27 protein-coding genes and 1 tRNA gene are annotated in these 25,980 nt (G+C 64.9%); 10 read left to right on the plus strand and 18 right to left on the minus strand.

All coding sequences use genetic code 11. The annotated features are described in order from the left end of the window. Nucleotides 1–9 precede the first annotated feature (9 nt). The 3 genes from H7F16_RS08030 to H7F16_RS08040 all read right to left on the minus strand — a co-directional run bounded on the left by H7F16_RS08030 (nucleotide 10) and on the right by H7F16_RS08040 (nucleotide 2,387). Entirely contained in the window at nucleotides 10–939 is a 930-nt protein-coding gene (locus H7F16_RS08030) for a glycosyltransferase family 8 protein (RefSeq protein WP_185797053.1), read from the minus strand. Then, nucleotides 936–1,952: a polysaccharide pyruvyl transferase family protein gene (locus H7F16_RS08035; protein ID WP_185797054.1), complete on the minus strand. Its 1,017-nt coding sequence runs from the start codon at nucleotides 1,950–1,952 to the stop codon at nucleotides 936–938. The genes H7F16_RS08030 and H7F16_RS08035 overlap by 4 nt, the downstream gene beginning before the upstream one ends. 360 nt (nucleotides 1,953–2,312) lie before the next feature. Next, a tRNA-Gln gene (locus H7F16_RS08040) sits at nucleotides 2,313–2,387 on the minus strand. A 104-nt stretch (nucleotides 2,388–2,491) separates the two neighbouring features. Here H7F16_RS08040 and H7F16_RS08045 point away from each other — a divergent pair. Further along, the gene (locus H7F16_RS08045) at nucleotides 2,492–3,670 is read left to right on the plus strand and encodes a BaiN/RdsA family NAD(P)/FAD-dependent oxidoreductase (RefSeq protein ID WP_185797055.1); all 1,179 of its coding nucleotides are present in this window, start codon (nucleotides 2,492–2,494) and stop codon (nucleotides 3,668–3,670) included. Nucleotides 3,671–3,673: 3 nt separating this feature from the next. On the opposite strand, the gene H7F16_RS08050 is transcribed toward H7F16_RS08045, so the two are convergent. The 6 genes from H7F16_RS08050 to H7F16_RS08075 all read right to left on the minus strand — a co-directional run bounded on the left by H7F16_RS08050 (nucleotide 3,674) and on the right by H7F16_RS08075 (nucleotide 8,056). Beyond that, nucleotides 3,674–4,447, minus strand: coding sequence for a class I SAM-dependent methyltransferase (locus H7F16_RS08050; protein WP_185797543.1), 774 nt, complete (start codon nucleotides 4,445–4,447; stop codon nucleotides 3,674–3,676). Nucleotides 4,448–4,625: 178 nt separating this feature from the next. Then, complete coding sequence (locus H7F16_RS08055) at nucleotides 4,626–5,315, minus strand: FkbM family methyltransferase (RefSeq protein ID WP_185797056.1); 690 nt, start codon at nucleotides 5,313–5,315, stop codon at nucleotides 4,626–4,628. A gap of 128 nt (nucleotides 5,316–5,443) precedes the next feature. Beyond that, nucleotides 5,444–5,932: a 30S ribosomal protein S9 gene (gene rpsI / locus H7F16_RS08060; RefSeq protein ID WP_185797057.1), complete on the minus strand. Its 489-nt coding sequence runs from the start codon at nucleotides 5,930–5,932 to the stop codon at nucleotides 5,444–5,446. Between the two features lie 2 nt (nucleotides 5,933–5,934). Beyond that, the gene (rplM, locus tag H7F16_RS08065; RefSeq protein WP_185797058.1) at nucleotides 5,935–6,399 is read right to left on the minus strand and encodes a 50S ribosomal protein L13; all 465 of its coding nucleotides are present in this window, start codon (nucleotides 6,397–6,399) and stop codon (nucleotides 5,935–5,937) included. A 239-nt stretch (nucleotides 6,400–6,638) separates the two neighbouring features. Continuing rightward, on the minus strand, nucleotides 6,639–7,415 hold the full coding sequence (locus H7F16_RS08070) for an SseB family protein (protein WP_185797544.1): 777 nt from the start codon (nucleotides 7,413–7,415) through the stop codon (nucleotides 6,639–6,641). Nucleotides 7,416–7,441: 26 nt separating this feature from the next. Next, complete coding sequence (locus H7F16_RS08075) at nucleotides 7,442–8,056, minus strand: uracil-DNA glycosylase family protein (RefSeq protein ID WP_185797059.1); 615 nt, start codon at nucleotides 8,054–8,056, stop codon at nucleotides 7,442–7,444. Nucleotides 8,057–8,185: 129 nt separating this feature from the next. Here H7F16_RS08075 and H7F16_RS08080 point away from each other — a divergent pair, with 129 nt between their 5' ends. The 4 genes from H7F16_RS08080 (at nucleotide 8,186) to kdsA (ending at nucleotide 12,766) form a co-directional block, all read left to right on the plus strand. Further along, on the plus strand, nucleotides 8,186–9,397 hold the full coding sequence (locus H7F16_RS08080; protein ID WP_185797060.1) for a Na+/H+ antiporter NhaA: 1,212 nt from the start codon (nucleotides 8,186–8,188) through the stop codon (nucleotides 9,395–9,397). A gap of 151 nt (nucleotides 9,398–9,548) precedes the next feature. Further along, on the plus strand, nucleotides 9,549–10,208 hold the full coding sequence (locus H7F16_RS08085) for an ABC transporter ATP-binding protein (RefSeq protein WP_185797061.1): 660 nt from the start codon (nucleotides 9,549–9,551) through the stop codon (nucleotides 10,206–10,208). Further along, nucleotides 10,192–11,925 (plus strand): KpsE/RkpR family capsule polysaccharide export protein, encoded by a 1,734-nt coding sequence (locus H7F16_RS08090; RefSeq protein ID WP_185797062.1) that lies wholly within the window; start codon nucleotides 10,192–10,194, stop codon nucleotides 11,923–11,925. The genes H7F16_RS08085 and H7F16_RS08090 overlap by 17 nt, the downstream gene beginning before the upstream one ends. 10 nt (nucleotides 11,926–11,935) lie before the next feature. Further along, nucleotides 11,936–12,766 (plus strand): 3-deoxy-8-phosphooctulonate synthase, encoded by an 831-nt coding sequence (gene kdsA / locus H7F16_RS08095; RefSeq protein ID WP_185797063.1) that lies wholly within the window; start codon nucleotides 11,936–11,938, stop codon nucleotides 12,764–12,766. A 55-nt stretch (nucleotides 12,767–12,821) separates the two neighbouring features. Here kdsA and H7F16_RS08100 read toward each other — a convergent pair whose 3' ends face one another. Further along, nucleotides 12,822–13,034 carry a DUF1127 domain-containing protein gene (locus H7F16_RS08100; RefSeq protein ID WP_185797064.1) on the minus strand — a complete coding sequence of 71 codons (213 nt, stop codon included), beginning with the start codon at nucleotides 13,032–13,034 and terminating at the stop codon, nucleotides 12,822–12,824. An 84-nt stretch (nucleotides 13,035–13,118) separates the two neighbouring features. On the opposite strand from H7F16_RS08100, the gene H7F16_RS08105 reads away from it, so the two are divergent. The 5 genes from H7F16_RS08105 to H7F16_RS08125 all read left to right on the plus strand — a co-directional run bounded on the left by H7F16_RS08105 (nucleotide 13,119) and on the right by H7F16_RS08125 (nucleotide 17,773). Continuing rightward, the gene (locus H7F16_RS08105) at nucleotides 13,119–14,513 is read left to right on the plus strand and encodes an aminotransferase class I/II-fold pyridoxal phosphate-dependent enzyme (RefSeq protein WP_185797065.1); all 1,395 of its coding nucleotides are present in this window, start codon (nucleotides 13,119–13,121) and stop codon (nucleotides 14,511–14,513) included. 100 nt (nucleotides 14,514–14,613) lie between these two features. Beyond that, nucleotides 14,614–14,871: a hypothetical protein gene (locus H7F16_RS08110; RefSeq protein WP_185797066.1), complete on the plus strand. Its 258-nt coding sequence runs from the start codon at nucleotides 14,614–14,616 to the stop codon at nucleotides 14,869–14,871. 132 nt (nucleotides 14,872–15,003) lie between these two features. Further along, on the plus strand, nucleotides 15,004–15,879 hold the full coding sequence (locus tag H7F16_RS08115) for an ABC transporter permease (RefSeq protein ID WP_422121117.1): 876 nt from the start codon (nucleotides 15,004–15,006) through the stop codon (nucleotides 15,877–15,879). After that, on the plus strand, nucleotides 15,876–16,682 hold the full coding sequence (locus tag H7F16_RS08120) for an ABC transporter permease (RefSeq protein ID WP_185797067.1): 807 nt from the start codon (nucleotides 15,876–15,878) through the stop codon (nucleotides 16,680–16,682). The genes H7F16_RS08115 and H7F16_RS08120 overlap by 4 nt, the downstream gene beginning before the upstream one ends. A 14-nt stretch (nucleotides 16,683–16,696) precedes the next feature. Next, on the plus strand, nucleotides 16,697–17,773 hold the full coding sequence (locus H7F16_RS08125; protein ID WP_185797546.1) for an ABC transporter ATP-binding protein: 1,077 nt from the start codon (nucleotides 16,697–16,699) through the stop codon (nucleotides 17,771–17,773). A 55-nt stretch (nucleotides 17,774–17,828) separates the two neighbouring features. On the opposite strand, the gene H7F16_RS08130 is transcribed toward H7F16_RS08125, so the two are convergent. The 8 genes from H7F16_RS08130 to H7F16_RS08165 all read right to left on the minus strand — a co-directional run bounded on the left by H7F16_RS08130 (nucleotide 17,829) and on the right by H7F16_RS08165 (nucleotide 25,891). Continuing rightward, complete coding sequence (locus H7F16_RS08130; protein ID WP_185797068.1) at nucleotides 17,829–18,440, minus strand: TetR/AcrR family transcriptional regulator; 612 nt, start codon at nucleotides 18,438–18,440, stop codon at nucleotides 17,829–17,831. A 1-nt stretch (nucleotide 18,441) separates the two neighbouring features. Then, the gene (gene ppk2, locus H7F16_RS08135) at nucleotides 18,442–19,317 is read right to left on the minus strand and encodes a polyphosphate kinase 2 (protein ID WP_185797069.1); all 876 of its coding nucleotides are present in this window, start codon (nucleotides 19,315–19,317) and stop codon (nucleotides 18,442–18,444) included. Nucleotides 19,318–19,363: 46 nt separating this feature from the next. Next, complete coding sequence (locus tag H7F16_RS08140) at nucleotides 19,364–20,323, minus strand: alpha/beta fold hydrolase (protein WP_185797070.1); 960 nt, start codon at nucleotides 20,321–20,323, stop codon at nucleotides 19,364–19,366. After that, the gene (gene metA, locus H7F16_RS08145) at nucleotides 20,298–21,215 is read right to left on the minus strand and encodes a homoserine O-acetyltransferase MetA (protein ID WP_185797071.1); all 918 of its coding nucleotides are present in this window, start codon (nucleotides 21,213–21,215) and stop codon (nucleotides 20,298–20,300) included. Before metA ends, H7F16_RS08140 begins: the two co-directional genes overlap by 26 nt. A gap of 83 nt (nucleotides 21,216–21,298) precedes the next feature. Next, nucleotides 21,299–22,165, minus strand: a complete 867-nt coding sequence (locus H7F16_RS08150; RefSeq protein WP_185797072.1) for an ATPase — start codon at nucleotides 22,163–22,165, stop codon at nucleotides 21,299–21,301. 95 nt (nucleotides 22,166–22,260) lie between these two features. Beyond that, on the minus strand, nucleotides 22,261–23,349 hold the full coding sequence (locus H7F16_RS08155) for an OmpP1/FadL family transporter (protein ID WP_185797073.1): 1,089 nt from the start codon (nucleotides 23,347–23,349) through the stop codon (nucleotides 22,261–22,263). Nucleotides 23,350–23,557: 208 nt separating this feature from the next. Further along, complete coding sequence (locus H7F16_RS08160) at nucleotides 23,558–24,853, minus strand: MFS transporter (protein WP_185797074.1); 1,296 nt, start codon at nucleotides 24,851–24,853, stop codon at nucleotides 23,558–23,560. Between the two features lie 42 nt (nucleotides 24,854–24,895). Further along, on the minus strand, nucleotides 24,896–25,891 hold the full coding sequence (locus H7F16_RS08165) for a zinc-dependent alcohol dehydrogenase family protein (protein ID WP_185797075.1): 996 nt from the start codon (nucleotides 25,889–25,891) through the stop codon (nucleotides 24,896–24,898). Between the last annotated feature and the right edge of the window lie 89 nt (nucleotides 25,892–25,980).

The following is a 25,980-nucleotide window of genomic DNA, read 5'->3' on the forward strand; positions in this document are numbered from 1 at the left end:
TGCGGCGTTTCAGGGGGCGGCGCGGAACGGGTCGGGGAAGCGGGCAAGGTAGCTGTGCATCCGCCCTGCGCTGATGGCATGGCGGAGGAGCGAGCTTGCCAGTTTGTCGGGCCATCCCAGCGCCGAAGGATCGGCGGTGCAGATGTCAGGGCGGTCGGGGTAGTGGCGGGTCTGGAAATCGCGGTAGGTCCGCCGGAACGAGGCCGGAAGCTGGTTCTTCAGGTCGGCCCAGGGTTTGCGCGACCCGATGAAATGCAGCAGGCGCGGTTCGGCCAAGGCCGCGAAATGGCGCGAGGCCGAGGTGTATTGCCAGTTCCACACGGGGCTGAGTTCGGCCCAGTCATCGCGCAGCAGCAGGTTCAGCAGGGATTGGTCGTGGCGAAGCAGCACTTCGGGCTTGCCCCGCATGAGGGCGATTGCCCTGGGCAGAACCTCTTTCGCCGCGAAGCGCGCGACGTCGATCAAAAGCACTCCGGCGTTGAAATAGCCGGCTTGGGGCAGGCCCATCCGCCTGAATTCCGCGACCTGCCGCGCGGGGTTGCGCCATTGCTGGTGGTCGCGCACCGCCCCGATGGCACGGCCATGCAGATCGGCCCGCATGAGCCGGTCAAGTCCACCGCCGTGCAGGAGGATGTCGCTGTCGAGGTAAAGGATGCGGTCGTAGCTTTGCCCGAGATGCTGCGGCACGAGCAGGCGCAGATAGGTGGAATGCCCGTGGCGGCTGGGGTTCGGGATGTCGAGAAAGGGGTTGTCGGCCCCGAGCGTGACGAGCCGCAAGCCAAGCGCCGCGAGCGAGGGGGGAAGCGCCAGGGCCTCGTCGGAAAAGATGCAGATGTCGAAATCGCGGTCCGGATGGGCGCGGGCGATCTGTTCGGCCATGCAAAAGGCATAGGGCGCATAGCCCGCGTTGCAGGCCATGACGACGGCATGAGAGGTCATTCCAGCCCCTTCCGCGATTTGCGGCCCTGACGGTAGAGGATCCAGCGCCGCCGGATCTCGTTCGAGAGCGGCGAGCCGAGCGCGGCGGACCGCTTGCCCGCCTGCGCCTCAAATGCCGCAGCGAAGGCCGCGTCGAACCCGTCGAGCTGGCGCATCGCCGCTTCGGCTGCGGCGCGTGCCTCGGCCTTTGCCCCGGGGGAGAGGCAGCGCGACAATGCGGCATCGAGCGCCGCGTCGGAGACGGTTTCCGCGTCGAACACCTCGGGCCAGCCGAGGGCGCGGGCCTGTTGCGTGACCTTGTCACCACCGGCGATGGCGTCGATGGCGATGACCGGCACCGCATTCTTGAGCGCCAGCACCGTGCCGTGAAGCCGCGTGGTCAGAAGCACATCGACCCGCGCGAGCAGGGATTCGAATTGCGCGGGCGTGGCGGTGCCCTGCCTGTTGCGCCATGCGGGCCATTTCGTATCAAGGTCCAGCACTGCCGCGCCGTGGCGCTGTGCGAGGGCGCGCAGTCTGCTTTCGGCAAGGCCGTGGCGCTGGCGCTTGCCGTATTCGGGTTGGCGACCGGCAAGGCACAGACCGACGACCGGAACGCGCGCGACGGGTTCGAGCAGGCTGAGATCGGGCTTGGCCCCCTTTGCGCTGTCGCGTTCGAGCAGGGCATCGAAGGGATCGAAGCGGTCGGTCGGGTCGATCATCGACAGGTTGACGCCGATCCAGACGCAATTGGCGAAGCGGGCATAGATGTCGCGCTGCTGGCGCATCAGGAATTCGGAGAAGGGGCCGCAGACCACGATCAGATGCGTGTAGCGCGCGGGATCGACGCGGCGGGCATCGACCCAAGCGGAATTGGCGGCCCTGACGCGTTCGACGAAGGGGGCGACGTCATAGGCAAGGCCCCGTTGCCGCAGGCGGGATTCGACCTGCGACAGAACCTCGATATCGCCCACGGTCGACAGGAAGCCGATGACGAGGGCCCGCTTCTCGACAGGGACCGGATTGGCGGACATGCATCCTCGGGGTGAACACTTGTTAACCTGTGGCTGTCTTGGTCGCATATGTTTCCGCGCGCCGCAACCGGGCGCCCCCATCACGGCGCGCATGACGCGGATCGATCCCTGCCGGAAGCGATGCGCTGCGCGGGTTTGGGGCCGCCCTGTCGGTCAAGCCGTCATGCCCCCCCCGCCGCCGCGCTGCCGTGCATGCCAAAGGGCAGACGACCGCCCGATCCTTGGCACCCGCCAATGCCGCAGGCCGCGCCCCGCTGGCCAAGAAAGCCCGCCGACCAAGACGCCGCATGACCCGACGACGCAGACGCGCACAGATCCTTGCGGGCAAGCCACTGATATCGCTGGTTTCAAGGAGAGTTTTGGCTGGGGCGCTAGGATTCGAACCTAGGTATGGCGGTACCAAAAACCGCTGCCTTACCACTTGGCGACGCCCCAACCGTGGGGGGGTTATTAGCGAAGGGTGCGGGGGGCTGCAAGGGGGATTTGCCGAAAAAAAGCAGCCGATTGCACGTGCTTGCCGCGAAGGGTAGGTCTGGGGCATGCAACGCTATGATGTCATCGTCCTCGGGGCCGGAGCGGCCGGAATGTTCGCCGCGATCGAGGCCGGTCGGCGCGGGCGGCGGGTGCTGGTGATCGACCATGCCAAGGCCGCGGGCGAGAAGATCCGCATCTCGGGCGGGGGGCGGTGCAATTTCACCAACCTCGGCGTCGGGGCCGAGCGGTTCATCAGCCGCAACCCGCGTTTCGCGCTTTCGGCGCTGAAACGCTACACGGCGCGCGATTTCGTGGCGCGGGTCGATGCGGCGGGAATCGCCTGGCATGAAAAGACCCTGGGCCAGCTGTTCTGCGACGGGTCGGCCACGCAGATCGTGCAGATGCTGCTGCGCGACATGGCGCAGGCGGGCTGCGAGCTGTGGCTGGGCTGCGCCCTGTCCGCGGTGCGGCGGGTGGAGACCGGCTTCGAGGTCGATACCGCGCGCGGGCCGGTCGGGGGGGCCTCGGTCATCGTGGCGACGGGGGGCAAGTCGATTCCGAAGATGGGGGCGACGGGCTTCGGCTATCGGGTGGCCGAGGCGTTCGGGCTGCCGCTGGTCGAGACGCGGCCGGGCCTTGTGCCGCTGACCTTTGCCGCGCAAGAGCTGGACTGGATGCAGCCGCTGTCCGGGGTGGCCCTGCCGGCGCGGGTGAGTTGCGGCAAGACGGGTTTCGACGAGGCGGTGCTGTTCACGCATCGGGGGCTTTCGGGGCCTGCGGTGTTGCAGATCTCGAGCTATTGGCGCGAGGGCGAGGCGGTGGTGCTGAACCTTGCGCCGGGGGTGGATGTGGCGGCCTTTCTGCGGGGCGAGAAGCAGGCGGCGGGGCGGGCGATGCTGCGCACGGCGTTAGGCAAGCTGCTGCCCGAGCGGCTGGCGCGGCATGTCGAGGCGCAGGCGGGTGTAGCGGGGCCGATGGCCGAGATGGGGCGCGCGACGCTGGATCAGGTGGCGCAGGCGGTCGGGGCCTGGCGTCTGGTGCCCGTGGGGTCCGAGGGCTACCGCACCGCCGAGGTGACGCTGGGCGGCGTCGACACCGACGCGCTTGACGGGCGCAGCATGGAGGCGAAGGGGGTTCCCGGTCTTTACTTCGTGGGTGAGGTTGTCGACGTAACCGGTTGGCTGGGCGGGTATAATTTCCAGTGGGCCTGGTCATCCGGCTGGGCTGCGGGGCAGGTCGCCTGACCCCTAGCTTGCGGGTGGTTCGGTGATGACCATCGAATGGGTCGGGCGATGGGTCTGCGCCTTGTCGAGGACGACGATGGAATCGTGGAGGTGGATGCCCGCGCACCAGTCCGAGACAGCGGCGTGACGCTTGCCCTTGCTGTGATAGGTGGCGTGCATGTCGTCGACGATTTCGCGGACCAGATGGAAGAAATTCGTCCGGCGCAAATAGCCGCCGCCGTAAAGGCGCCAATAGGCGGTGTGCAGGTCTTCGACCATGTAGGTGCCGCCGACGGACAGCAGCGGAAACAGGGTTTCGAGGCTTGTCCGGATATGGCCCATCATATGGCTGCCATCGTCAAGCACCACATCGACACCACCCATTTCCTCGACCACGCGGCGCAGGAAATCGGGGTCGTCCTGCGAGCCGATGCGGACCTGCGCTTCCGGCCCGTTGAAGGCCGCGCAGGCGGGGTCGATGTCGATGCCGTAGATGATAGCCTCGGGGCCGAGATAGCGGCGCCACATGGAAAGCGACCCGCCCTTGAACACGCCGATTTCGAGAAAACGCACAGGCTTGCCGCGCCATCTGGCGAAATACTGGTCGTAGATCGGGATGTAGTGGTGCCATTTATGCACGAGGCGCGGCGAGCCTGTGGTGTAGATGTCGAGCAGATCGCCGGAGAAGCCGTATTTCTCGCGGATGTCGGCGGCAATGTCCGGTCCGGTGAAAGCCGTGTCGAGCAGGCCGGCGGTGGTCCGGCGCAGGATGGCATCGGTCAGCCATGCGGGAAGCATGCGTTTCACGGTGGCTTTGAACGAGGTCAAGGATACTCTCCACAAGGAACATTGCGCGCGCGAAGGTTTCACAGAACGCGATAGGCGGCAAGCCGGAGCGTGGCAAAAGCCGAAGCCCGCATGGGCTGGCCCTGTCCGAGGGGTGCGGTTTCGGGGTTAAGGCTTCAGGTTTGGGGCTTCAGGGCTGGCGCTTGCAAAAGACGATGTCGCTGAAATTCAGGAGCGGAAAGAGGAAGCGAGCCTCGACGTCGTAGCCGTATTCGGCCAAGATGCGGACGGGATCGAGCTCGGAGCCCGAGTAGATGCGGTAGCTTGCCTGCTCGATCTGGACGGCCGTGATATCATGCGTTGCAAAGAGGTTGCGCGCGCCGCGCAGAACCTCGCCCTCGGCGCCCTCGACATCGATCTTCAACAGGATGCGCGCGCCTGCCGGAATGCGGTTGGCCAGCGCTGTGTCGAGGGTCTGCACCGCCACCGTCGTCTTGCCCTTGATCAGCGTGCCGCCGAGCAGCGCGGTCTTGAAGCGGATCCACGGGCTGCCTGATGCGGGTGCCTTGATCGAGGATGTCGAGGACAGGCTGTTGAGGTAGAAATCGACGGTTCCGACCCTGTCGGAAACGGCACAGTCGAAATATTCGATGACATTCTTGTCGGCCGTGTTGCGCTTCAGCTCGTCCCGCACGGCGGATTGCGGCTCGAACGAGTAGATTGGCGTGCGGCCTGCCACCACGAGGTTGATGAACTCGCCCTTGTGCGAGCCGACATCGATGACGGCATCGAAGGATTTTGTCGCGTAGAACCTGCGCAGGCGGCGGGTATGGAGCTGATCGAAAAGATTGTAGGTCGTTTCGACAATCGCTGAAAGCACCTAGGATTTCTCCCTGACCACACGGCCGGAAGGGTAGCTTTTCGGCTTTCCGCCTGTCAAGCGAAGTGCTGCGCGCAAAGCAAAAGGCCCGCCGTGGGGCGGGCCTTTCGGAAGCTTGGGTCCAGCGATCAGCGCTTGGAGAACTGGAAGGAACGGCGGGCTTTGGCCTTGCCGTACTTTTTCCGTTCCACGACGCGGCTGTCGCGGGTCAGGAAGCCTGCGGCTTTCAGAGCGCCACGCAGCGAGGGTTCGTAGAGTTGCAGGGCTTTGGAGATGCCGTGCTTGACCGCGCCGGCCTGACCCGAAAGACCGCCACCGGCGACCGTTGCGAAGACGTCGAACTGGCCTTCCACATTGGCGATGGTGAAGGGCTGCTTCAGGATCATCTGCAGCACGGGACGGGCGAAGTAGACGGCCATTTCCTTGCCGTTCACCACGACCTTGCCGGTGCCGGGCTTGACCCAGACGCGGGCGACCGCGTCCTTGCGCTTGCCGGTCGCATAGGAGCGGCCGAGCGAGTCGCGCTGCGGGGTCTTGGGGGCAGCGGCTTCGGCCACGGCGGGGGCGGAACCGGCAACAGCCGATTTCAGATCGTCGAGAGACTTGATGTCAGCCATGATCAGGCGCTCCGCGTGTTCTTCGGGTTCAGGACCTTGAGGTCGAGAACGGTGGGCTGCTGGGCTTCGTGCGGATGGGCTGCACCGGCATAGACGCGCAGGTTGGTCATCTGCTGACGGCCAAGGCTGTTGCGGGTGATCATACGCTCGACCGCTTTGGTCACGACGCGCTCGGGGTGGGCGCCTTCGAGCACCTGACGCGCGGTGCGGAACTTGATCCCGCCCGGGTGGCCGGTGTGCCAGTAGTAACGCTTGTCTTCGCGCTTGTTGCCGGTCATCTGGATCTTGTCGGCGTTGATCACGATGACGTTGTCACCCATGTCCATATGGGGGGTGAAGGTCGGCTTGTTCTTGCCGCGCAGGATGTTGGCGACGATCGTGGCGAGGCGGCCCAGAACGATGCCTTCGGCATCGATCAGGATCCACTTCTTCTCGATGTCCGCCGGAGTAGCGGTGAAGGTTTTCATATTGAACCCTATGAGTGAAGCGGGGGTTTCGCTCCCCCGGGATCTTGGATGGCGGCTTATCGCGTGAAGCGGCTGCGGGGTCAAGGGGTTGGTTTGGTATAAAATCGTTCAATAACAGTGTCTTGCAAAAACGGTATTATATTACCCCATAAATTAGCGCCGATCTTGCGGGTGAAAACCGCGCCCGCCACCACCTTTGCGATGCAGGGGGCCATCCTTGGCCGGGGGGATGGCGCGCGTCAGCGCAGGCGCGGGGGGCGGTCGGGGTCCATCCCCGGGGCTGCGGGGGCAATGGGTTCGGTGCGGAGGGGTTCGGGCAGGTCGAAGCGCAGGGCCGCGCGCAGCAGGGCCGTTGCGGCAGGGTCGGTCGCGGCAAGGAAGGTCACGTCCATCTCGCCTGCGTCGAGGCCCGAGAAGGTCAGCGCCTCGGAGGCGGCGCGGGCGAGCGCGTCATGCGCCGCCGGAGAGGCATCGAGGAAGGCCAGCATATGGCTGCGGCGGCCATCGCTGTAATCGACGGCCGCAAGATGCGCGCTGCGGGCAAGCCCCCCCGCGCGGGCGAGTTTTTCCGACAACGCGGCGATCAGCCGTTCGGGCGCCTTGGGGGCGGCGAAGGCGACAGGGGTCGCTGTGGTTTCGGTCGGTCCGCCCGAAAGGGTGGCGGCAAGCCAGTCCATCGCCTCGGCCGGAAGGATGAGCGAGGGGTCGCTGCCGAGGTTCAGGCCAAGCCCGGTCTCTTGCCCGGCAAGTTGGGCGGCGATGATGCGACCGGGCAGGGCCGCATAGGGGGCGGGGCCTTCGGCAAAGGCGGCAAGTCGTTCCTCGAGGTCGAAGGCAAGGAGGACGGGACCGTCCTCGAGCCCGAAGACGCGGGGGATGACGGTGTCTTCGCTGGCTTCGGCCTGAAGCAGAAGGAAGAGTTCGGCATCGGCAAGGGTGCGATAGAAGCGCAGGCGCGCGGCATCGTCGGAAGGATGGGCGAGCATGTCGGCAAGGGCGGCGTCGAGAGGCGTCACGGTGGGCGGCGTCATGTTGGGCGGCGTCATGGGGCGTTCCTGAGGGCGAGGGCGACGGCTATGCGAAGGGCGGGCAGAAGTTCGGCCGCGAACCACGGGTTGCGTTTGAGCCATCCGGTATTGCGCCACGAGGGATGGGGCAAGGGCCAGATGCCGCGCGCGGCATGGCTGCGCCAATCCGCCACCGTCTGCGAGACCGTGGCGGCCGAGGGTCCGATGTGCCAGCGCATCGCCGCCCCGCCTATGGCGAGGGTCAGGCGCAGGTCGGGTAAGGTCTGCATCACACGGGCGCGCCATGTCGCGGCGCAAAGCGGCGGGGGCGGCAGGTCGGCCCCTTTGTCATCGTAACCCGGAAAGCAGAAGGCCATGGGCACGATGGCGATGCGGGTCATGTCGTAAAAACAGGCTTCGGTCAGGCCGGTCCAGTCGCGCAGGCGGTCGCCCGAGGGATCGGTGAAGGGGCGGCCCGATGCGTGGACCCGCGCGCCGGGGGCTTGCCCTGCGATCAGGATGCGGGCGGTCGGCGCGAACCACGGCACGGGGCGCGGAGTATGGGCGGTGGCGGTGGCCGAGAACCGCGCGGCGCAGAGGGTGCAGGCGCGGATTTCGGCCACCAGATCGGGGAAGGGCGGGCTTTGCATCGCGCTAGGATGGCGCGCGCATGGCTGCGGGGCAACACCCGTGGCGCAATCGCCAAGGTTGCCTTGTCTGCGCCCGCGCAGAGGCGTAGGCGGCAAGCAACTTCATCCCCTTTAACGTGACGGTTTTCGATGTATCGCGTCTCGCCCTTTGTTCGCCGCTTTGCCTGGGCGTTGCTGGGTGGCATCGCGCTGGCGACGGTTTGGGTCAACCTGTGGCCGGGAAGCTATTACGACGCCATCGAATGGCGGCTGATCGACCGGCCTTTGCCCGCGTGGATTGCGGGGGATGCGGTGGTCGTGACGCCGATGGCCATCGTGTCGGATGTGCTGATGTCGCTGTTCCTGTTCTTTGTCGGCAAGGAATTGTGGGAGGCGCTTGTCCTGTCGCGCGGGGCCTTGGCGGGACGGCGCGCGATGCTGCCCGCGGGGGCCGTGCTGGGGGCGATGCTGGGGTCGGTTCTGGTCTGGCTGCTGTATGGCGCAAGGTTCGAGACGGCCTACGAGGCGACGGCGGGGGCCGGGTGGCCCGTGCCCATCGGGTCCGAGATCGTGATCGGCTATGTCGTGGGCCGGCGGGTGTTCGGCGGCGGGCATCCGGCGCTGCATCTGCTGCTGCTGACCACGATCGCCAGCAATATCCTTGGCACGCTGATCCTTGGCTTTGCCTATCCGGCGACGGGGTTGAAACTGCTGTGGCTGCTGTTGCCCATTCTGGCCTGCGGGCTGGTCTATCGCAGCTACGGGCGGATGCCTGTAGCGGGGCGGACCGAGTTGGCGCGGCGGCGGGCGATGGTGCTTTGGCCCTATGTCGCGGCGGGGATCGCAAGCTGGATCGGGGTGGCGGCCTCGGGTCTTCCGGCGGAGCTGGGGTTGTTGCCGGTGCTGGTGGTGATTCCCCATGCCGACCGCGCCTTTGGCCTGTTCGCCGAGGCCGAGGAATTCCTGCACGATCCCTTGAACCGGCTTGCGCATATGATGGTGCGGCCCTTGGCGCTGGTCTTGTTCCTGTTCGGGCTGACGCGGGGCGGAATCGACTTGCAGGCCTATGCGCCGACGACGCTGACGGTGCTAGCGGCGCTGTGGATCGGCAAGCCCGTCGGGCTGGTGCTGGGGGCCTTGCTTGCGGCGCGGCTGTTCCGTCTGCCCATGCCTGCGGGGGTGCGGATCCGCGACCTTGTGCTGATCGCGGTGATTTCGGGAATGGGCTTCACCGCGCCGGTTCTGGCCATAGACACGGCCCTTCCGGGCGGTGCCATGTCTGAAGCGGCGCGCCTTGGTCTGGCGATTTCGCTGCTGGCCGGACCCTTTGCGCTGGGGCTGTCGCGCATCATCGGGCGCTGAAACAATCACGCCCGCAGCGGACCATTGTAAATGGTACATCGTTTGCACCATAATGATGCCTTAAAGGATGGCTAATATCATCCCAAAGGCGTCATGAAACGCCGGTGAGGGCAGTCGGTCCCGACGCCAAGGCGGGCCGCGAGGGTGCTGTATGATCGAGTTCGACAACGTCTCGAAGTCCTTCTGGACCGGCAAGACGCGCAAGGTGATCCTCGACCGTGCTTCGTTCCGCGTCGATCTGGGCAACTCCCTCGGGATTCTTGCTCCGAACGGCACGGGAAAGACGACGCTGATCAACATGATGGCCGGTCTTGAACAGGCGGACGAGGGCACGATCACGCGGCGGTCGCGCATTTCCTTTCCGCTGGGCTTCATGGGCGGGGTGGTGTCGCGCCATTCGGCGACAGAGAACGCGCGCTACGTGGCACGGCTTTACGGGCTTGATCCCGACTATGTGGAAAGCTTTTGCCGCTGGGTCTGCGGGATCGGGGAATATTTCGACCGTCCGGTCGGCACCTATTCGTCGGGGATGCGGTCGCGGTTCTCGTTCTCGCTGCTGCTGGCGCTGGATTTCGACATCTATCTGATCGACGAGGGGATGCCCAATTCGACCGACCCCGAGTTCAACCGAAAGGCAGGCACGATCCTGCGCGAGAAGCTGGAGAATGCCACGGTGATCGTGGTGTCGCACCAGCCCTCGACCATCGAGAAATTCTGCCGGTCGGCGGCGGTGCTGCGCCACGGGCAGTTGTACATGTTCGACACACTCGAAGAAGCGAAACGGCTCTACGATTATGAAACTCAAGGTTAAGCGGTTCAACACGCGGCGTCCGGATCCGGTGGCCGAGCCTGTGGTCACGGCGGCGCCACGCGTGGCGACGCAGGCGTCGGCGCGGCCCGTGCCTGCGGCGATTGCGCAAACCTCGACCGCGCCGCGCCAGCGGATCGCGGCGGGGGCAGGGCAGGCCCCGGCACAGGTGCAGGCCGAGCAATTGTTCGAAGTGGCCGAGGACGGCTTCGGGTCGGAGCCCTTTCCCACGGCACGGGCGCCCGCGCCTGCGACACCCGAGGATGTGGCGGCCAATTCCGATATCGATGCGATCCGCCGCGAGGGGCTGACGGGGCGGCAACTGCGCATGGCGCGGCGCATGGCGCAGAAATACGGCCTGCCCGCCACCTCGGATTTCGACGCGGTGCGGCTGTTGCGGGCGGCGGGGATCGACCCGTTCCAGCGCGGCGCGATGATCGAGGTTCTGGCCGAGGACGAGGAAGAGGGTGCTGCCCCGCGCAACACCGCCCTTGTGCCCGCGCAGCAGCGCCTGCCCGAGACGATCAAGCCGATGAAGCTGCCCGCGCCCGACCAGCGGGCCGAGATGAACCACGCCGCCGAAATCCGCAAGATGCAGGAAGATCTGGCGCGTCGCCGCAAGCGGCGGTCGTTCCTGCTGATGCTGCGACTGCTGTTCTTTGTCGGGCTGCCCGGACTTTTGGCGGGTATCTACTATTACACCATCGCCACACCGCTTTATGCCAGCAAGACCGAGTTCATCATCCAGACCGCGATGCCGCCCACCGCGACGGGCACGTCGATGGGCGGGTTGCAGTCGAACCCGATGCTGAACATGCAGGATTCCATCGCGATCCAGGGCTATCTGCAATCGCGCGATGCGATGTTGCGGCTGGACCGCGATCTGGGCTTCCGCAAGGTGTTCAGCGCCGAGAGCATCGACCCGCTGCAACGGCTGGAACCGGATGCGACGGACGAGGCGACCTATTCGCTTTACCAGAAGATGATCCGCATTTCCTATGACCCGACCGAGGGGATCATCAGGCTCGAGGTCATCACCCCCGATGCGGATCTGTCGGTGCGGATGTCGCAGCAATTGATCGGCTATGCCGAGGAGCAGGTCGACAAGCTGACGCAGCGCCTGCGCGAAGAGGGCATGAAGGGCGCGCGCGAGAATTATCAGGACGCGGAAAGGGCGCTGCTCGAGGCGCGGCAACGGGCGGTGGACCTGCAAGAGCGGTTCAAGGTGCTGTCGTCGGATGTCGAGGTGTCGCTGATCACCAGCCAGATCAGCACGCTGGAAGGGCAGTTGACGCAGGACCGTCTGTCCATCGCGCAGATCGAGTCGAACAAGAACCCCAATCAGGCGCGGCTCGACCCGCTGAAACGGCGGATCGCGACGCTTGAGAACGAAATCTCGCTGTTGCGGGCCAAGCTGGTCGAGAACGACAGCGAGGGCCAGTCGCTGGCGCGGATGAAGAGCGAGATGACGATTGCCGATGCCGATGCGGAGACGCGGCAGGTGATGCTGTCTAAGGCGCTCGAGACGATGGAGCTGGCGCGGATCGAGGCGAACCGACAGGCGCGCTACGTGTCGATCTCGGTTTCGCCGGTCGCGCCGGATGTGGCGACCTATCCGCGGGCTTTCGAGAATACGCTGGTGGCACTGATCATCTTTGCCGGTATATACCTGCTCATCTCGATGACCGCCGCGATCTTGCGCGAACAGGTCTCGGCCTGAGGATGAGGATATGAAAACTGTGAAGATCGGCGGGCTGTCGGTTTCGAACGACAGCCCGCTTCTGGTGATTGCCGGACCGTGCCAGCTGGAAAGTCTGGACCATGCGCAGATGATCGCGGGGGTGATGGCGGAAGCCTGCGCCAAGGCGGGCGCGCAATACGTGTTCAAGGCCAGCTACGACAAGGCCAACCGCACCAGCCTGAAGGGCAAGCGTGGCATGGGCATGGAGGCGGGGCTGAAGGTGCTCGAGGCCGTGCGCGGCATGGGAATGCCGGTGCTGACCGATGTGCATGACCCCGAACAGGCGCGGGCGGCGGCGGCGGTGGTGGATGTGATCCAGATACCCGCCTTTCTGTGCCGCCAGACCGACATGCTGGTTGCCGCCGGAGAAACCGGCGCGGTCGTCAATATCAAGAAGGGGCAGTTTCTGGCCCCGTGGGATATGGCGAACGTGGCCGAAAAGGTCGCCTCGACCGGAAATGACCGGATCTTGCTGACCGAGCGCGGCACGAGTTTCGGATACAATACGCTGGTGGCGGACATGCGGTCGCTGCCGACGATGGAGAAGACGGGCTATCCGGTGATCATGGATGCCACCCATTCGGTGCAGCAACCCGGCGGGCAGGGCAATTCCAGCGGCGGGCAGCGCGAATTCGCGCCCGTGATGGCGCGTTGCGCGGTGGCTTTGGGCATTGCCGGCGTGTTCATCGAAACGCACGAGGCGCCCGATACCGCGCCGAGCGACGGGCCGAACATGATTCCGCTTTCGCAGATGGCGGCGCTGGTCGAAAGCCTGATGGCCTTTGACCGTCTGGCCAAGGCCGATCCGCTGCGGGTGTAAGAAAAAATGGGCCACGAGGGATCGCGGCCCGTCCAGTCAGGGGTCCGTTGCCGGATCAGTCGCGCCAGAAGGGTTTGGCGCATTCGAGGGCCGCGCGATCCGCGCCGAGGCCGATGTCATTGAGCAGGTGACCATCAAGACGCGCCAGCGACGAGCGTGTGCGGCGGCGGTCTTCCCAAGCGGCAAGCGCCAGCGCGACCGAGACCAGCATGCGCGACAGCGGCGGCAGGCTCGCGGACTGGGGCAGGGCGTAAGGCCGGGAGGACATGATCTTTCCTTTGTGTCGATACAATTGTTGCGTTTCCGTTGTGAATTGATACAATGCGCCGTGTATCAATGCCAGAGGAACATTGTGACTGACACAATATGGAAGCCCGATCTGGCACAATATCCGGGTCCGAAATACCTCGCGCTGAGCCGGGCGCTGCGCGAGGCGATCCGTGCGGGGGAATTGGCCGAAGGGGCGCAACTGCCCACGGTGCGCGACCTTGCCTGGGCTTTGGGGGTGACGGCGGGAACGGTGAGCCGCGCCTATGCCCTTGCCACGCAAGAGGGATTGCTTGCGGCGACCGTGGGGCGCGGCACCTTTGTCGCGGCGCGGGTGCCGCGTCTGGGGCCGACCCAACCCTTGATCATCGAGCGCGAGAATGGCGGGCGGATCGACCTGCGCGCGCCGCGCCTGCCCGAAGTGGGACAGAGTGAGGCGATTTCGGCGGCGCTGGTGGCCCTGTCGCGCACCATCGGGCCGGATTGGGTGGACTATACCACGCAGCGGGCCGAAATGCCGCTGCGGGCGGCTGTCTGCGACTGGCTGGGCGACCGGGTTCTGGGGGCATTCGGACCCGATGACATCGCCCTGACGGCGGGCGGCCAGAACGCCATCAGCCTGATCCTGCTGTGTTGCCTGCGCGGGGACCGGCCCGTGGTGCTGACCGAGGATCTGGCCTATCCCGGCTTTCGCTATGCCGCGCGGCTGGCGCGGGCCGATGTTGTGGGGGTCGAGACCGATGCCGAGGGACTGGTTCCCGAGGCGCTGGAAGCCGCCTGTCGCCGCCACGGGGCGCAGGTGCTTTGCGTGACCCCCGAGGCGCAGAACCCGACCGGCGCGCGGATGTCGCTGGAGCGGCGGCAAAAGATCGTCGCGCTGGCGCGGCATTTCGACCTTCAGGTGATCGAGGACGATTGCTACAGCCTGTCTGAATCGGATTGGCCGACCTTGCGCGCGCTTGCGCCCGAGCGGGTCTGGCATGTGGGCAGCCTGTCAAAGACGATCAGTGCGGCACTGCGGTTCGGCTATATCGTCTGCCCCTCGGGCATGGGCGAGACGGGGCGGATCACGGCGCAGCACACCTATTTCGCGCTGGCAAAGCCTGTGTCGGACATCTGCCTGCATCTTTTCGAAAGCGGCGCGGCGGCCGAGATCAGGTCGCGCGTGGCCGAGGAACTGGCGGCCAAGGTCGAGACGGTGGTGGCGGCCCTCGGGCGGTATGATCTGACATGGCAAAGGGGGTTGCGCTTTGCCTTCCTGCGCCTGCCGCAGGGATGGCGCGGATCGACCTTTACCCGCGAGGCCGAGGCGGCGGGCGTGCTTGTCCGGTCGGCCGACGAATATGCGCTGAGCCATGCGCGGGCGCCCCATGCGGTGCGTCTGGCCTTTGCGGGAAACATCTCGCCCGAGGCCTTTGGGCGGGGCGTGTCGATCCTGTCGGGCGTGCTGGCAAAACCGCCCTACGATCCGGCGGTGTGACCGATTCGGCGCAGGAGGCGCTGCTCACGCAGGCGTGGGTTGACCGAAAGGCGGGGTTGGACGAGTCTTTTTGCAACAACAAGAGCAGAAAGACCCTAACATGGGACAACAGGCATTCTTCCACGCGCCGCATGGCGGTGCGGATTTCCTCGGTTTGCGGACGGGCAAGGGCGGGGCCACGGAAATCATCTATGATGATGGCGTGGCGCGGCGCATCGTGTGGCGCGTGGGCGGCAGCCCGAGCGAGGCGCGGTTGAGCGAGGCCCTGCGCGCGGCGGTGGGCGCGGTGCGGGTGGTTCCGACGCTGCATGACGAGTTGAAAAAGCGCGCCATTGCCGTCGAACGCATCGCGGGTTGATCTAACTGCTTGATTTTCGGGCAGTTGCGGGGCAAATGAGCGCCCTGCCGCGACGGCGCTTGCTCTTTGCGCGGCGATGCGCATAATTTGATCAAACGCGGCATCTCGTCCGTGTGGCTGTCGACAGGGGTGATGATGGCGCAGAAGCAGGGCCCGACGGGCGGTCGGTCGGAAGCGGCCAGCGGCTGGTTGCTGATAAGTCCGACGTTCATTTACGCAGTGCTGTTGTTGGCCGCCCCGCTGGTTGCGGTGCTGGTCTATTCGCTGACGCTGCGCGAGACGGGGGCGGTCAGCTTTGACAACTTCCTGACCGTCTGGACCAAGCCGATCTACCAGAAGCTGATGAGCCGGTCGTTGACCGTATCGTTCAGCGTGACGGCGGTGACGGTGCTGCTTGCCTATCCGGTGGCCTATTTCGTCAGCTTCCACGTGCAGCCGTCGAAGAAGTCGCTTTGGCTGTTCCTGATCACCATTCCGTTCTGGACCAGCTATCTGATCCGCGTGTTCCTGTGGAAAGTGATCCTTGGCTATAACGGTGTGGTCAATTCGGGCCTGCTGAGCCTTGGCGTGATCGACGCGCCGTTGCAGGCGATCAACTACAACGTGCAGGCCATGATCCTGACGCTGGCCCATGCCTATGCACCCTTTGCCATTCTGCCGATCTTCGTCAGCCTCGAAAAAATCGACCGCTCCTTGCTGGAAGCGGGGCGTGATCTGGGCGAAAGCAGTTTCATGACCTTCTTCCGCGTGACGCTGCCGCTTTCGATGCCGGGGGTGATCGCGGCAGTGCTGATCGTCTTTATCCCGACGGTGGGCGACTATGTGACGCCGGACCTGATCGGGGGGGGCAAGCTGCCGATGATCGCCAATATGATCGAGGTGACGATGCTCAAGCAGAATGACCGGCATCTGGGGTCGGCCATCGCGATGACCGCCATGCTGATCGTGGCGGTTGTCAGCCTTGTCTTCCTGCTGTTGAACCGCCGCTTCCTGAAGGGGTCGAAATGAAAAGCCCCGGTTTCCGGCTTTATGCCATCGCCTATCTGCTGTTCCTTTATGCGCCGATCATCCTGCTTCCGCTGTTCGCCTTTAACGACAGCAAGGTGATCGCCTTTCCGCTGTCGGGCTTTACCACAAGCTGGTTCGCGACCATGTGGGAGGACCAGAACCTGTGGAATGCGGCGCAGAATTCGCTGATCATCTCGACCACGACGGCGATCTTTGCCACGCTTCTAGGGCTGTTCGCGGCGCGGGCGTCGACGCGCTTCAACTTTCCGGGCAGCGGCGGGGCCTTGGGGCTGATCATGCTGCCGCTGGTTCTGCCCGAGATGATCGTGGCGATGGCGATGCTGGCGGTGTTGCTGACCATCGGGTTCCCGCTGTCGATCTTTACCATCATTCTGGGGCATGTGCTGCTGTGCACGCCCTTTGCCGTGGCAATCCTGAGCAGCGCGTTCCAGTCGCTGGACCGGTCGCTGGAGGAAGCGGCGCAGGATCTGGGCGAGACGCCGCTTTCGACGTTCTGGCTGATCATCCTGCCGCTGGTGATGCCGGGGATCATCTCGTCCCTGCTGATCTGTTTCACCATCAGCCTCGATGAATTCATCATGGCCTATTTCCTTGGCGGGAACGAGCCTGTGCTTTCCACCTATATCTACGGGCAGTTCCGGTTCCCCGCGCGGGTTCCGGCGATCATGGCGCTTGGCACCATCCTTGTCTGTCTGTCCATCACCCTTCTTGCGATCGCCGAATGGTTCCGCCGCCGTGGCATCGCGAAATCCGGCGGCACTGATACCGGAGGCTTCCTGTGAGCACCAAAGACACGATGATCGAGTTCCGGGACGTTCATAAGTATTATGGCGATTACCACGCGCTGCGCGGGATCACCGGAACGATCCGGCCGGGCGAGTTCTTTTCGCTGCTGGGGCCATCGGGATGTGGCAAGACCACGCTGCTGCGCACCATCGCGGGGTTCGAGGATATCTCGAGCGGCGCGGTTCTGGTCGACGGGCGCGATATGGCGGGGGTTCCGGCCAACAAGCGGCCGACGAACATGGTGTTCCAGTCCTACGCGATCTTTCCGCATCTGAGCGTGGCGCAGAATGTGGGCTTTGGCTTGCGCAAGGATGCGCGTTCGACCGCCGAGAAGGAAAAGGCGGTGGCCGAGGCCTTGGAGATGGTCGGGCTGAAAGGCTATGGCGGACGGGCGGCGCATGCGCTTTCGGGCGGGCAGCGGCAGCGCGTGGCGCTGGCGCGGGCCTTGATCCTGAAACCGAAGGTGCTGTTGCTGGACGAGCCGCTCTCGGCGCTTGACAAGAAGATGCGCGAGCAGATGCAGATGGAGCTGATCAAGCTGCAACGGCAGGTCGGGATCACCTTTATTCTGGTGACGCATGACCAGGAGGAAGCCTTGGTCATGTCGGACCGGATCGCCGTGATGTTCGAGGGCGAGATCGCGCAGCTGGCAGACCCCGAAACGCTGTATCGCCGCCCGGGCAGCCGGAAGGTGGCCGATTTCATCGGAACGATGAACTTCCTGCCCGCCAAGGTTCTGGAAGAGGGGGCGGATGCTGTCGAGGTCGATGCGGCGGGCTTCGGACGCATCCATATCGAGGCGCGTCAGGTCATGGGCGGCAAGACCGACGAAGGCGCGACGGTCGGCTTCCGGCCCGAGACGCTGACGATCCTTTACGAAGGATCGGCGGCGGCAGACCGCGAAAGCATGGCGACGATCGAGGAAGTCGTCTATTTCGGGGACATGACCTATTACGACGTGCGGATCGACGGCACCGATGCGCCGGTGCGGATTTCGATGCGCAACGTATTCGGGCGCCCGGTGCTTGATATCGGCGCGCGCGCGCGGGTGGGCTGGTCGCCGGGGGCGCTGGTGCTGTTCCGCTAGGGACGGGCGCGGTTTTCGTGACGGAAAGGCGTGGGCCCCTTGGGGGATGCCCGCGTCACGCGTCGGGGGGCAGCAGGCCGAGGCCGCGCAGGTAGATGCCTATGCCCGCTTCAAGCAGGTCTTCGGGAACGAAGGGCGATTTGGCGCCAGCGCCGCGCATGTAAAGTTCCACCACGCCGTGGCTGAGTGCGAGGATATGGGCCGAAAACATCGTGGCCGGGGGGCGGCGGTCGGCGGGCATCTGGTCGGAGAGGGCAGCGGCGGCGCGTTCGAACACGGCGCGGGCCTTTTGTGCGGCAAGCGCAAGGTCGGGATAGGCGTTGAAGGAAAGCCCGCTTTCGAACATCGCCATGTAATGGCCGGGATATTTGCGCGCAAAGGCAAGATAGGCGCGGCCCGTCGATTCAAAGGCGGCAAGGGCCGTGGGTTTGCCGTCGCCATAGGCGTAATCCATGAGGGCAGCGAAAACGTCATAGCCCTGCCGCGCGACCTCGGCGATCAGGTCGTCGCGTCCGGCGAAATGGCGGTAGACGGCGGCGGGGGTGACATCGGCCTGCTTTGCGGCCTCGGACAGGGTAAAGCCGGTCGGCCCCTTTTCGGCAATGAGGGTAAGCGCGGCATCGACAAGCGCCTGACGCAGATTGCCGTGATGATAGCCGCGCTTCATGTCATTCCTTGGGTCGCAGGCCCGGTCCGCCGCAGATCGCGGGGTCTGGCGTGCCGATCAACCCTTTGTCGCGCCCCTTGAAATCGACCGCAAGCAGGACTGTCTGGATGGCGGCGATGCGGGCGCGTTTCTTGTCATCCGACAGGACGACGTTCCACGGGGCATAGTCGAAATGGGATTTCTCCATCGTCTCGTCGATGGCGTGGCAATAGTCGTCCCATTTGCCCAAGCCGTCGATGTCGATGGACGAGAGTTTCCATTGCTTCAGCGGGTCGCCTTCGCGGGCGAGGAAGCGGCGGAGCTGTTCGGCGCGGCCCACCTCGAGCCAGAGTTTGACGAGGATGATGCCCTCGTCGACCAGCATCCGTTCGAAATCGGGCAACTGGCGGAAGAAGCGGGTGCGCTGTTCGGGGGTGCAGAAGCCGAACACCTGTTCGACGATGCCGCGGTTATACCAGGAGCGGTCGAACATCGCCATTTCGCCCGCGGCGGGAAGCCAGTCGATGTAGCGCTGGAAATACCAGCTTGCGGCCTCGCGGTCCGAGGGTTTCGACAGGGCGACGACATTTGCCACGCGGGGGTTCAGGTTTTCGCGCATCGTGTCGATGGTGCCGCCCTTGCCCGCGGCATCGCGCCCTTCGAACACCACGACGACGCGTTTTCCGGTGGCTTTGACATCGGCAAGCATGCGGACAAGCTGGCGCTGCAACCCTTCGAGCGCGCTGTCGTAATCCTTGCGCTTCATCTCTTCGCGGTAGGGGTAGGTATCGGTGATGATGGCGTCCTTGCCCGCCTTTTCGATGGCCTTGCGCACGGATTTCGGCGCGCCTTTTTCGAAATAGCGGGTGATTGCGCCGTCAAAGGGCAGATCTGACATGAAAGCCTCCATCACAGTCGCGACGAGTTTAGGCGGGGCGGGGCGGTCAGCGCAATCCGGCACGGGTTGCTGCGCGGTCAATGGCGGCAAGCACGGCTTCGGGATCGGCGTGGTGCGGCATGTGGCCGACGCCGGGAAGCACGGTCAGATGCGCGTTGGGCAGGCGGAGGGCCAGCGGGGCCGAGTGGATGGAAAGCGGAACGATGCTGTCCGCGTCACCGTGAACCAGCTCGATCGGAAGGGTGAGCGAGGGCAGGCGCTGCTCCATCGCGACGATCTGCGGGCGCAGGCTGTTGATCTGCTGCACATTGGCCGCAAGTGCGGTGCGGCGCAGCGTAAGGTCGGTGCCGAGATGGGCGAGGTAGCCTGCCGGCACGGGCTGGGGGGCAAAGACGCCGGTCACGGCGGCTTCGACATAGGACTGAGGCACCCATGCCGAGGCGAGCGGGATCAGCAGGGCGCGGCCAAGGGCGGTTTCTGTCAGCCGGTACCAGGGATCAAGCCCGCCCGGCCAGGGCAGCGAGGGCGAGCCTATGGTCACCAATGCGGCGGCAGGGTGATCGAGCGCCCATGACAGCGCGACCGTCCCGCCATAGCTTTGCCCGACGAGGATGGGCCGTGTTGCCCCGAGGCTGTCGGCGGCGGCCTTCAGCACGGCGACCTGCGCCGCAAGCGAGGGGTCGCCATCGGGGAGCGGATCGGAATAGCCCAAACCGGGGCGATCCATCGCGATCACGCGGTAGTCGGGTGACAGGCGGTCGATCAGATCGAAGCTGAAATCGCGCAGAGAGCCGGATGCGCCGTGGATCAGCACCAGATCGGGACCGCTGCCTTTGACCAGCACATGCACGCGCGTGCCGTCCACGTCGACGAATTGGCCTTGGGGCGGATGGGCGACAAGGGCGCGGGCTTCGCGGTTGCCGGCACGGTAAAGCGTTGCCGCCGTCGCAGTGGCTGCGACGGCGGCGAGGAAGGTCAGGCTACGTGCCAATCTTTTCAATCTCATAGGGCGTGGACTGGTAAATCTCGTTGATCCAGTTGCCATATAGAAGGTGGGCGTGGCTTCTCCAGCGATTGAGCGGCGGCATCGCGGGATTGTCATCGGGATAGTAGTTCATCGGCACGTTGATCGGGGTGCCCGCCGCGATGTCGCGGTCATATTCCTGCTTGAGCGTGTCGCTGTCATATTCGAAATGGTTGAAGATGTAGAGCGCGCGATGCGCGCTGTCCTCGACCAGACAGGGGCCGACCTCGTCTGACCCGAGCAGGGTGGTCAGGCCGGGTTTCGCGTCGATCTCGGCCTGCCGCATTTCGGTCCAGCGCGAGACGGGGATGACGAAATCATCCGAGAAGCCGCGCAGGAAGGGCGAGGTCGGGCAAAGGATGCGGTGGCGGAAGCAGCCGAATGCCTTGTGCGGCAGCATGTGCTTCTGGACGCCGTGGAAATGGTTGATCATTGCCATCCCGCCCCAGCAGACGCCGAAGGTGGATTGCACGTTGGTCTGGGTCCAGTCGAAAACCTGTTCCAGCTCTTTCCAATAGGTCACTTCGTGAAAGGGCAGGTGTTCGATGGGCGCGCCGGTGATGATGAGTCCGTCGAACTTTTCGTCGCGCACGTCCTGAAACGGGCGGTAGAAGGTTTCCATATGCGCGGCAGCGGTGTTGCGGGTCTGGTGTTCGGTCATGCGGATCAGGTGCAGGTCGATCTGCAAGGGCGTGGCCCCGATCAGGCGGGCGAACTGGTTTTCGGTCTGGATCTTTTTCGGCATCAGGTTGAGCAGGCCGATCCGCAGCGGGCGGATATCCTGACGCGCGGCGCGTTCGGGCGACATGACCGAGACGCCCTCGTTCCGCAGAACGTCATAGGCGGGCAGGCTCTCGGGCAGGGTGATGGGCATGGTGGACCTGAAACTGAACGGGAAGGTTTATTTATGTGTTCCGGCTGGCACGATCAAGCACGGTCTGGGCAAGCACGGTCTGGTCAAGCACGGTCTGGGGAGGCACGGTCCAAGGCGGCGGCGACAAGGGCGTGAAAGCCCGCCGCATCCTTGACGGTGGCGACTTCCTCGGCGGTGACGGTGAGGCCCCAGTTGGCCATCGCGGCATAGCGCGGCTGGCGGTGTTCCAGAAGTCGCGCATAGCCGAAACGCAGGAAAGCATCGGGGTCGATGGCGGATCCGGGCTTGCCGGACGAGAATTCGGCCCAGAGGTCGCGCAGGAATCCGGGCTGGTAATACATGGGCTTGGGCGCGCGGTCGAACCGGCGTTTCAACTCCTCGCGGTGGGCTTCGGACCCTTTGATCCAGACGAGCAGAAGGTTTTCCGACAGCGTCTTCATCACCGGATCGGCGGGGTTGGCGGCATCGACGACTTCGCAGATCGAACCGCCCGAGTCGCAGACGAAATTGTCGTAGCCGTAGATGTCGGACGCCCGGTCGATGAAGCGCGGCGTGTCGAGCAGGGCCGACACCTCGGCTTCGCGGTGCTGGTCCTGACGTTTGCAATATTCGGCAAAGGGCACGCCGCCACGCGACGGATCGCCCGGTTTGCCAAGATAGGTGGACAGGGGGGCGAGGTTGTCGAAGGTGATGTTCGAGGCGATGTAGACCGAATCCGTCATCAGCAATTCGCGCAGAAGCGGCACTTTCATCGCCTCGCGCTTGAAGTTGTCGGCGATGAATTCGCCCATGTAGCGCGTGCCGATGCGGTAATCGATCGAGTAGTGGAACCAGTTTCCGGCATCGCGCAGCAGGTTCGAAAGATGCGTCTTGCCAAGGCCCGACATGCCGAAAAGCAGCACGCGTTTGCGTTTTGCCGCAAGGAATTCGGCGCCGGATGTGTAGATCATGGTTCTGCCCCCTTGGTCCCTTGGCGGGTGATAGCGCGGCGCAGGGGGGATTTCACGCGGAAAACGAAAGGGCCCCGCGCGGGGGCCCTTTGGTTTCAGAACTGGAAGCCGAGCTTGACGCCCACGCCGAGGACCGAGTTGCCGGACATGGACGCGATGCCCGTGCCGCCGATGGAGGCCACGGCATCGCCGATCTTGGTGTAGTTGAGAGCGGTCGTGACCTTCATGTTTTCATGCGTGTAGATCGCGGCCAGCGTGACACCCCTGCGGCCATCGGTCGGGGCGAGGGGGGAAACGGCAGGGTCGATGGGACGTTCGTAGCTGAGAGAGGCCGCGCCGGACCATGCGTCGTTGAACTTGTGCCCGACGCCCAGCGTGTAGGTGACCGTATCGTCCAGCGTGACGAGGCTTGCCCCGCCAAGCATGAGCGGCGCGATTTCGAGCGTGGACCATTGCACCCAGCGGATCTGGCCGAAAAGCAGCGTATCGGCGGCGATGCCCGACTGCGCGTCGAGGTTCAGCGATTGCGGGGTCGAAACCTCGGTCGTGCTGGAGACAGTTCCGAAGCCGGGGACGACTTCGGTCGTGTCGAAATCATGGGTGATTTCGGAGTTGTAGGTCAGCGCCACGCGCAGGGCGATTTCGGGCATCTCGTATGAGGCGCCGAGGGTGTAGCCGTAGCCGACATCGTCATCGAGGGTGACGTTGTAGCCGTTCAGCCCGACACCGTTATAGGCAAAGCCGCCGAGCGCGATGTAGGCATCGGCTTTCTGGGCGCGCAACCCGCCGTGGACGGCGAAGTTGTCGGACAGCTTGTAGCGCAGCAAGACGGTTGCGGCATGGGATTGCGCCTGTGCCGTCGTGCCCGGAAGGAACAGGCCGCCGCCGTAAAGGATATCGGCGCCGAAGGGTTGGTCGAGGATCACCGCATAGGACAGCTTGTCCGTCAGGTCGGCTTTGTAGGCCATGCCGATCTGGCTGTAGTTGCCCGCGACATCGCCCGTCGAGGTCGAAGCAAGGTCGGTGCCTTCGATCGTGGGTTGGGCGCGGCCGTAGCTGAGTTCGAGCGTGCGGCCCTGCGCGAAGAGAATGTCGATGCCCTGTCCCGACCGGTCGATCCCGCCCGCCTGTGCAAGGGTGGTGGTGGAAAGCAGAAGTGCCGCCGTCCAGAAATGTTTTGTCATGAGATCCCCTCCGCGACCGCCGTGTCCCCGCGGCGAATTCATGATTTTACGCTATGCAGGGGCTTAACACTGGTCAACGAAGATTGACTTGACGCGTGATCATGATGGTTACCTGTGTTCAGAAAACGTCAATATGTTCGGTCAACCCGCGGGCGGACCGCTTGATCTTGTTCAAAGCGTGAAGATTTCGCGTCAGGATTGTGGCAGATCAGCCGCCCGTGCTGGCCGGTGTGGTCGCGGAATGGGCGGTGATGGGGCCTGTCTCGTCGGCTCCGTCAAGACGGTCGGCGCGGCGCAGGTCGGGGAACATCCACGCCCAGAGGCCGGTTACGCCGATGGTCCCGATTCCGCCCACGACCGCCGCCGCGACGGGGCCGATGAAGCGCGACACGACACCGGATTCGAATTCGCCCAACTCGTTCGAGCCCGAGATGAACAGGCCCGACACCGACGAGACGCGGCCGCGCATGTGGTCGGGTGTGACGATCTGCACAAGGGTCTGGCGGACGTAGACCGAGATCATGTCGGCGGCACCGAGGGCGGCGAGCGCGATGACCGAAAGCCACATGTTGCGCGAGAGGGCAAAGACGATGGTGGCAAGGCCGAAGGCCCCCACGGCAAGGAACATGCGCGCGCCCGCCTTGCGTTTGAGCGGCCAGCGCGAGAGGGCAAGCGCCATCACCACCGCGCCAAGCGCGGGGCCCGAGCGCAGGATGCCGAAGCCTTCGGGGCCGACTTGCAGGATGTCGGAGGCGAAGGCGGGCAAAAGCGCGGTCGCCCCGCCCAGCAGCACGGCGAAGAGATCGAGGCTGATCGCGCCGAAGATGATCTTGTTCTGCCAGGTGTAGACCAGCCCTTCCTTGATCTGCTGGATCTGGCTGCCGGGCTGGCGTTCGGGCGTGGTGTTGGTGCGGATGAAAAGGATGATCGCAAGGCCCGCAAGGTAAAGCGCCGCAGTCACCCCGTATGAGGTGGCGGTGGAAATGGCGCAGAGCAGGCCGCCGATCCACGGGCCGATGATGACGGCGGTTTGCCATGCCAGCGATTTCAGGCTGATGGCCTGCGGCATTTCGGATTTCGGCACCAGCATCGGCACCGTGGCCGAGGAGGCCGGAGACAGGAAGGCGCGGGCCGCGCCAAAGACGGCGGCGATGGCGAAGATATGCGAGACGTTCGGGCTGGGTTCGAGTGCGACCCCCACAAGGCCCAGCACGCAGACGGCCTCGACCAGCAGGGCAAGCATGACGATGCCGCGCCGCGAATGGCGGTCGGCCAGCGAGCCTGCCCAGAGCGTCAGCAGGAACAGCGGCACGAATTGCGCAAGGCCGACCATGCCGACCAGAAAGGCGCTTTCGCCGATGGACATGGTCTGTCGCCCGATGCCGTAGATTTGCCAGCCGATGGTGACGGCCTCGATCTGGACGGCGATGTTCACAAGGAAGATTCCGGCCCAGAACAGGCCGAAATCCTTGTGGCGGACGGGGAAGCTGCGCGAAAGGTTCATGCGCAAGGTCTAGCGGCGCTTTTGCGGCCTTGCCAGACGCAATCAGCCCTGCGGCAGGACGATAGCGCGGATTTCGCCCGCGCGCGGCGGGTTGGCGATGGCCTCGGCGGCGTGATCGAGGGTCAGTTTGCGCGAAACCAGCGGGTCGAGACGGATGCGGCCTGCGGCGATCAGGGCTGCGGCGCGGTCTTGCGTGAAGGGGTTTATGAAAGAGGAGAGGAACTGCACCTCGCGGAACAGAAGGTCGAAGGGTTCGATCTGCACCCTTTGACCCGCAGGCAGGACGCCAAGGATGACCACGCGCCCCCCCGAGCGGGTGAGGCGGGGTGCCATCTCGACCGTTTCGACCACGCCTGCACATTCCAGCGTGATATCCGCCCCTGCGGGCCAGAGGTCGCGGGCTTCCTGTTCGGTGGCGGCGGTCTGCTGCGCGCCAAGGGTCAGCGCGAGGCTGCGTTTGTCGGCCTGACGGGTGACGAGCATCACTTCGGCCCCCGCGAGGGCCGCGAGTTGCAGGGCAAGCATTCCGATCACCCCGCCACCAAGGATGATGACACGCTCGCCCGCCCGCGGGGCCGCGATGTCGAGTCCGTGCAGCGTGCAGGCGAGGGGTTCGGCGAATGCGCCGTGCAGCGGGTTCAGGCCGGCGGGCAGGACATGGGCCTTGTGCGCGGGAAAGGCGCAGTATTCGGCAAAGCCGCCGTCGCGGCCAAGGCCGGTTGCGATGTTGCGCGCGCAGAGGTTGACGCGGCCACGACGGCAGGCCTCGCACTCGCCGCACCATGTGTTCGGATCGCAAGTGACGCGCGTGCCCAAGGGGATGGCAACACCCGCGCCGCAGGCGACCACATGGCCCGAGAATTCATGGCCCAGCGTGACCGGCATGGCCGAGGGATATTCGCCCTTGAACAGGTGCCGGTCGGTGCCGCAGATCCCGCAGGCCTCGACCTTGACCAGAACCTCGCCGGGGGCGGGGTCGGGAATCGGGATTTCGCACAGTTGCAGGTCGTTCAGGGCCAGAAGGCGAAGCGCGCGCATGGAAATTTCTCCTATCGGGGGCAGGATGGGGGGAAAGCGGGTGCTGCCGTCAAGGTGCTTTGCCATGCGAAAGTTCTGTTTATCGGTGC

The sequence above is a fragment of the Paragemmobacter straminiformis genome, from assembly GCF_014243445.1.
Taxonomy (GTDB): domain Bacteria; phylum Pseudomonadota; class Alphaproteobacteria; order Rhodobacterales; family Rhodobacteraceae; genus Paragemmobacter; species Paragemmobacter straminiformis.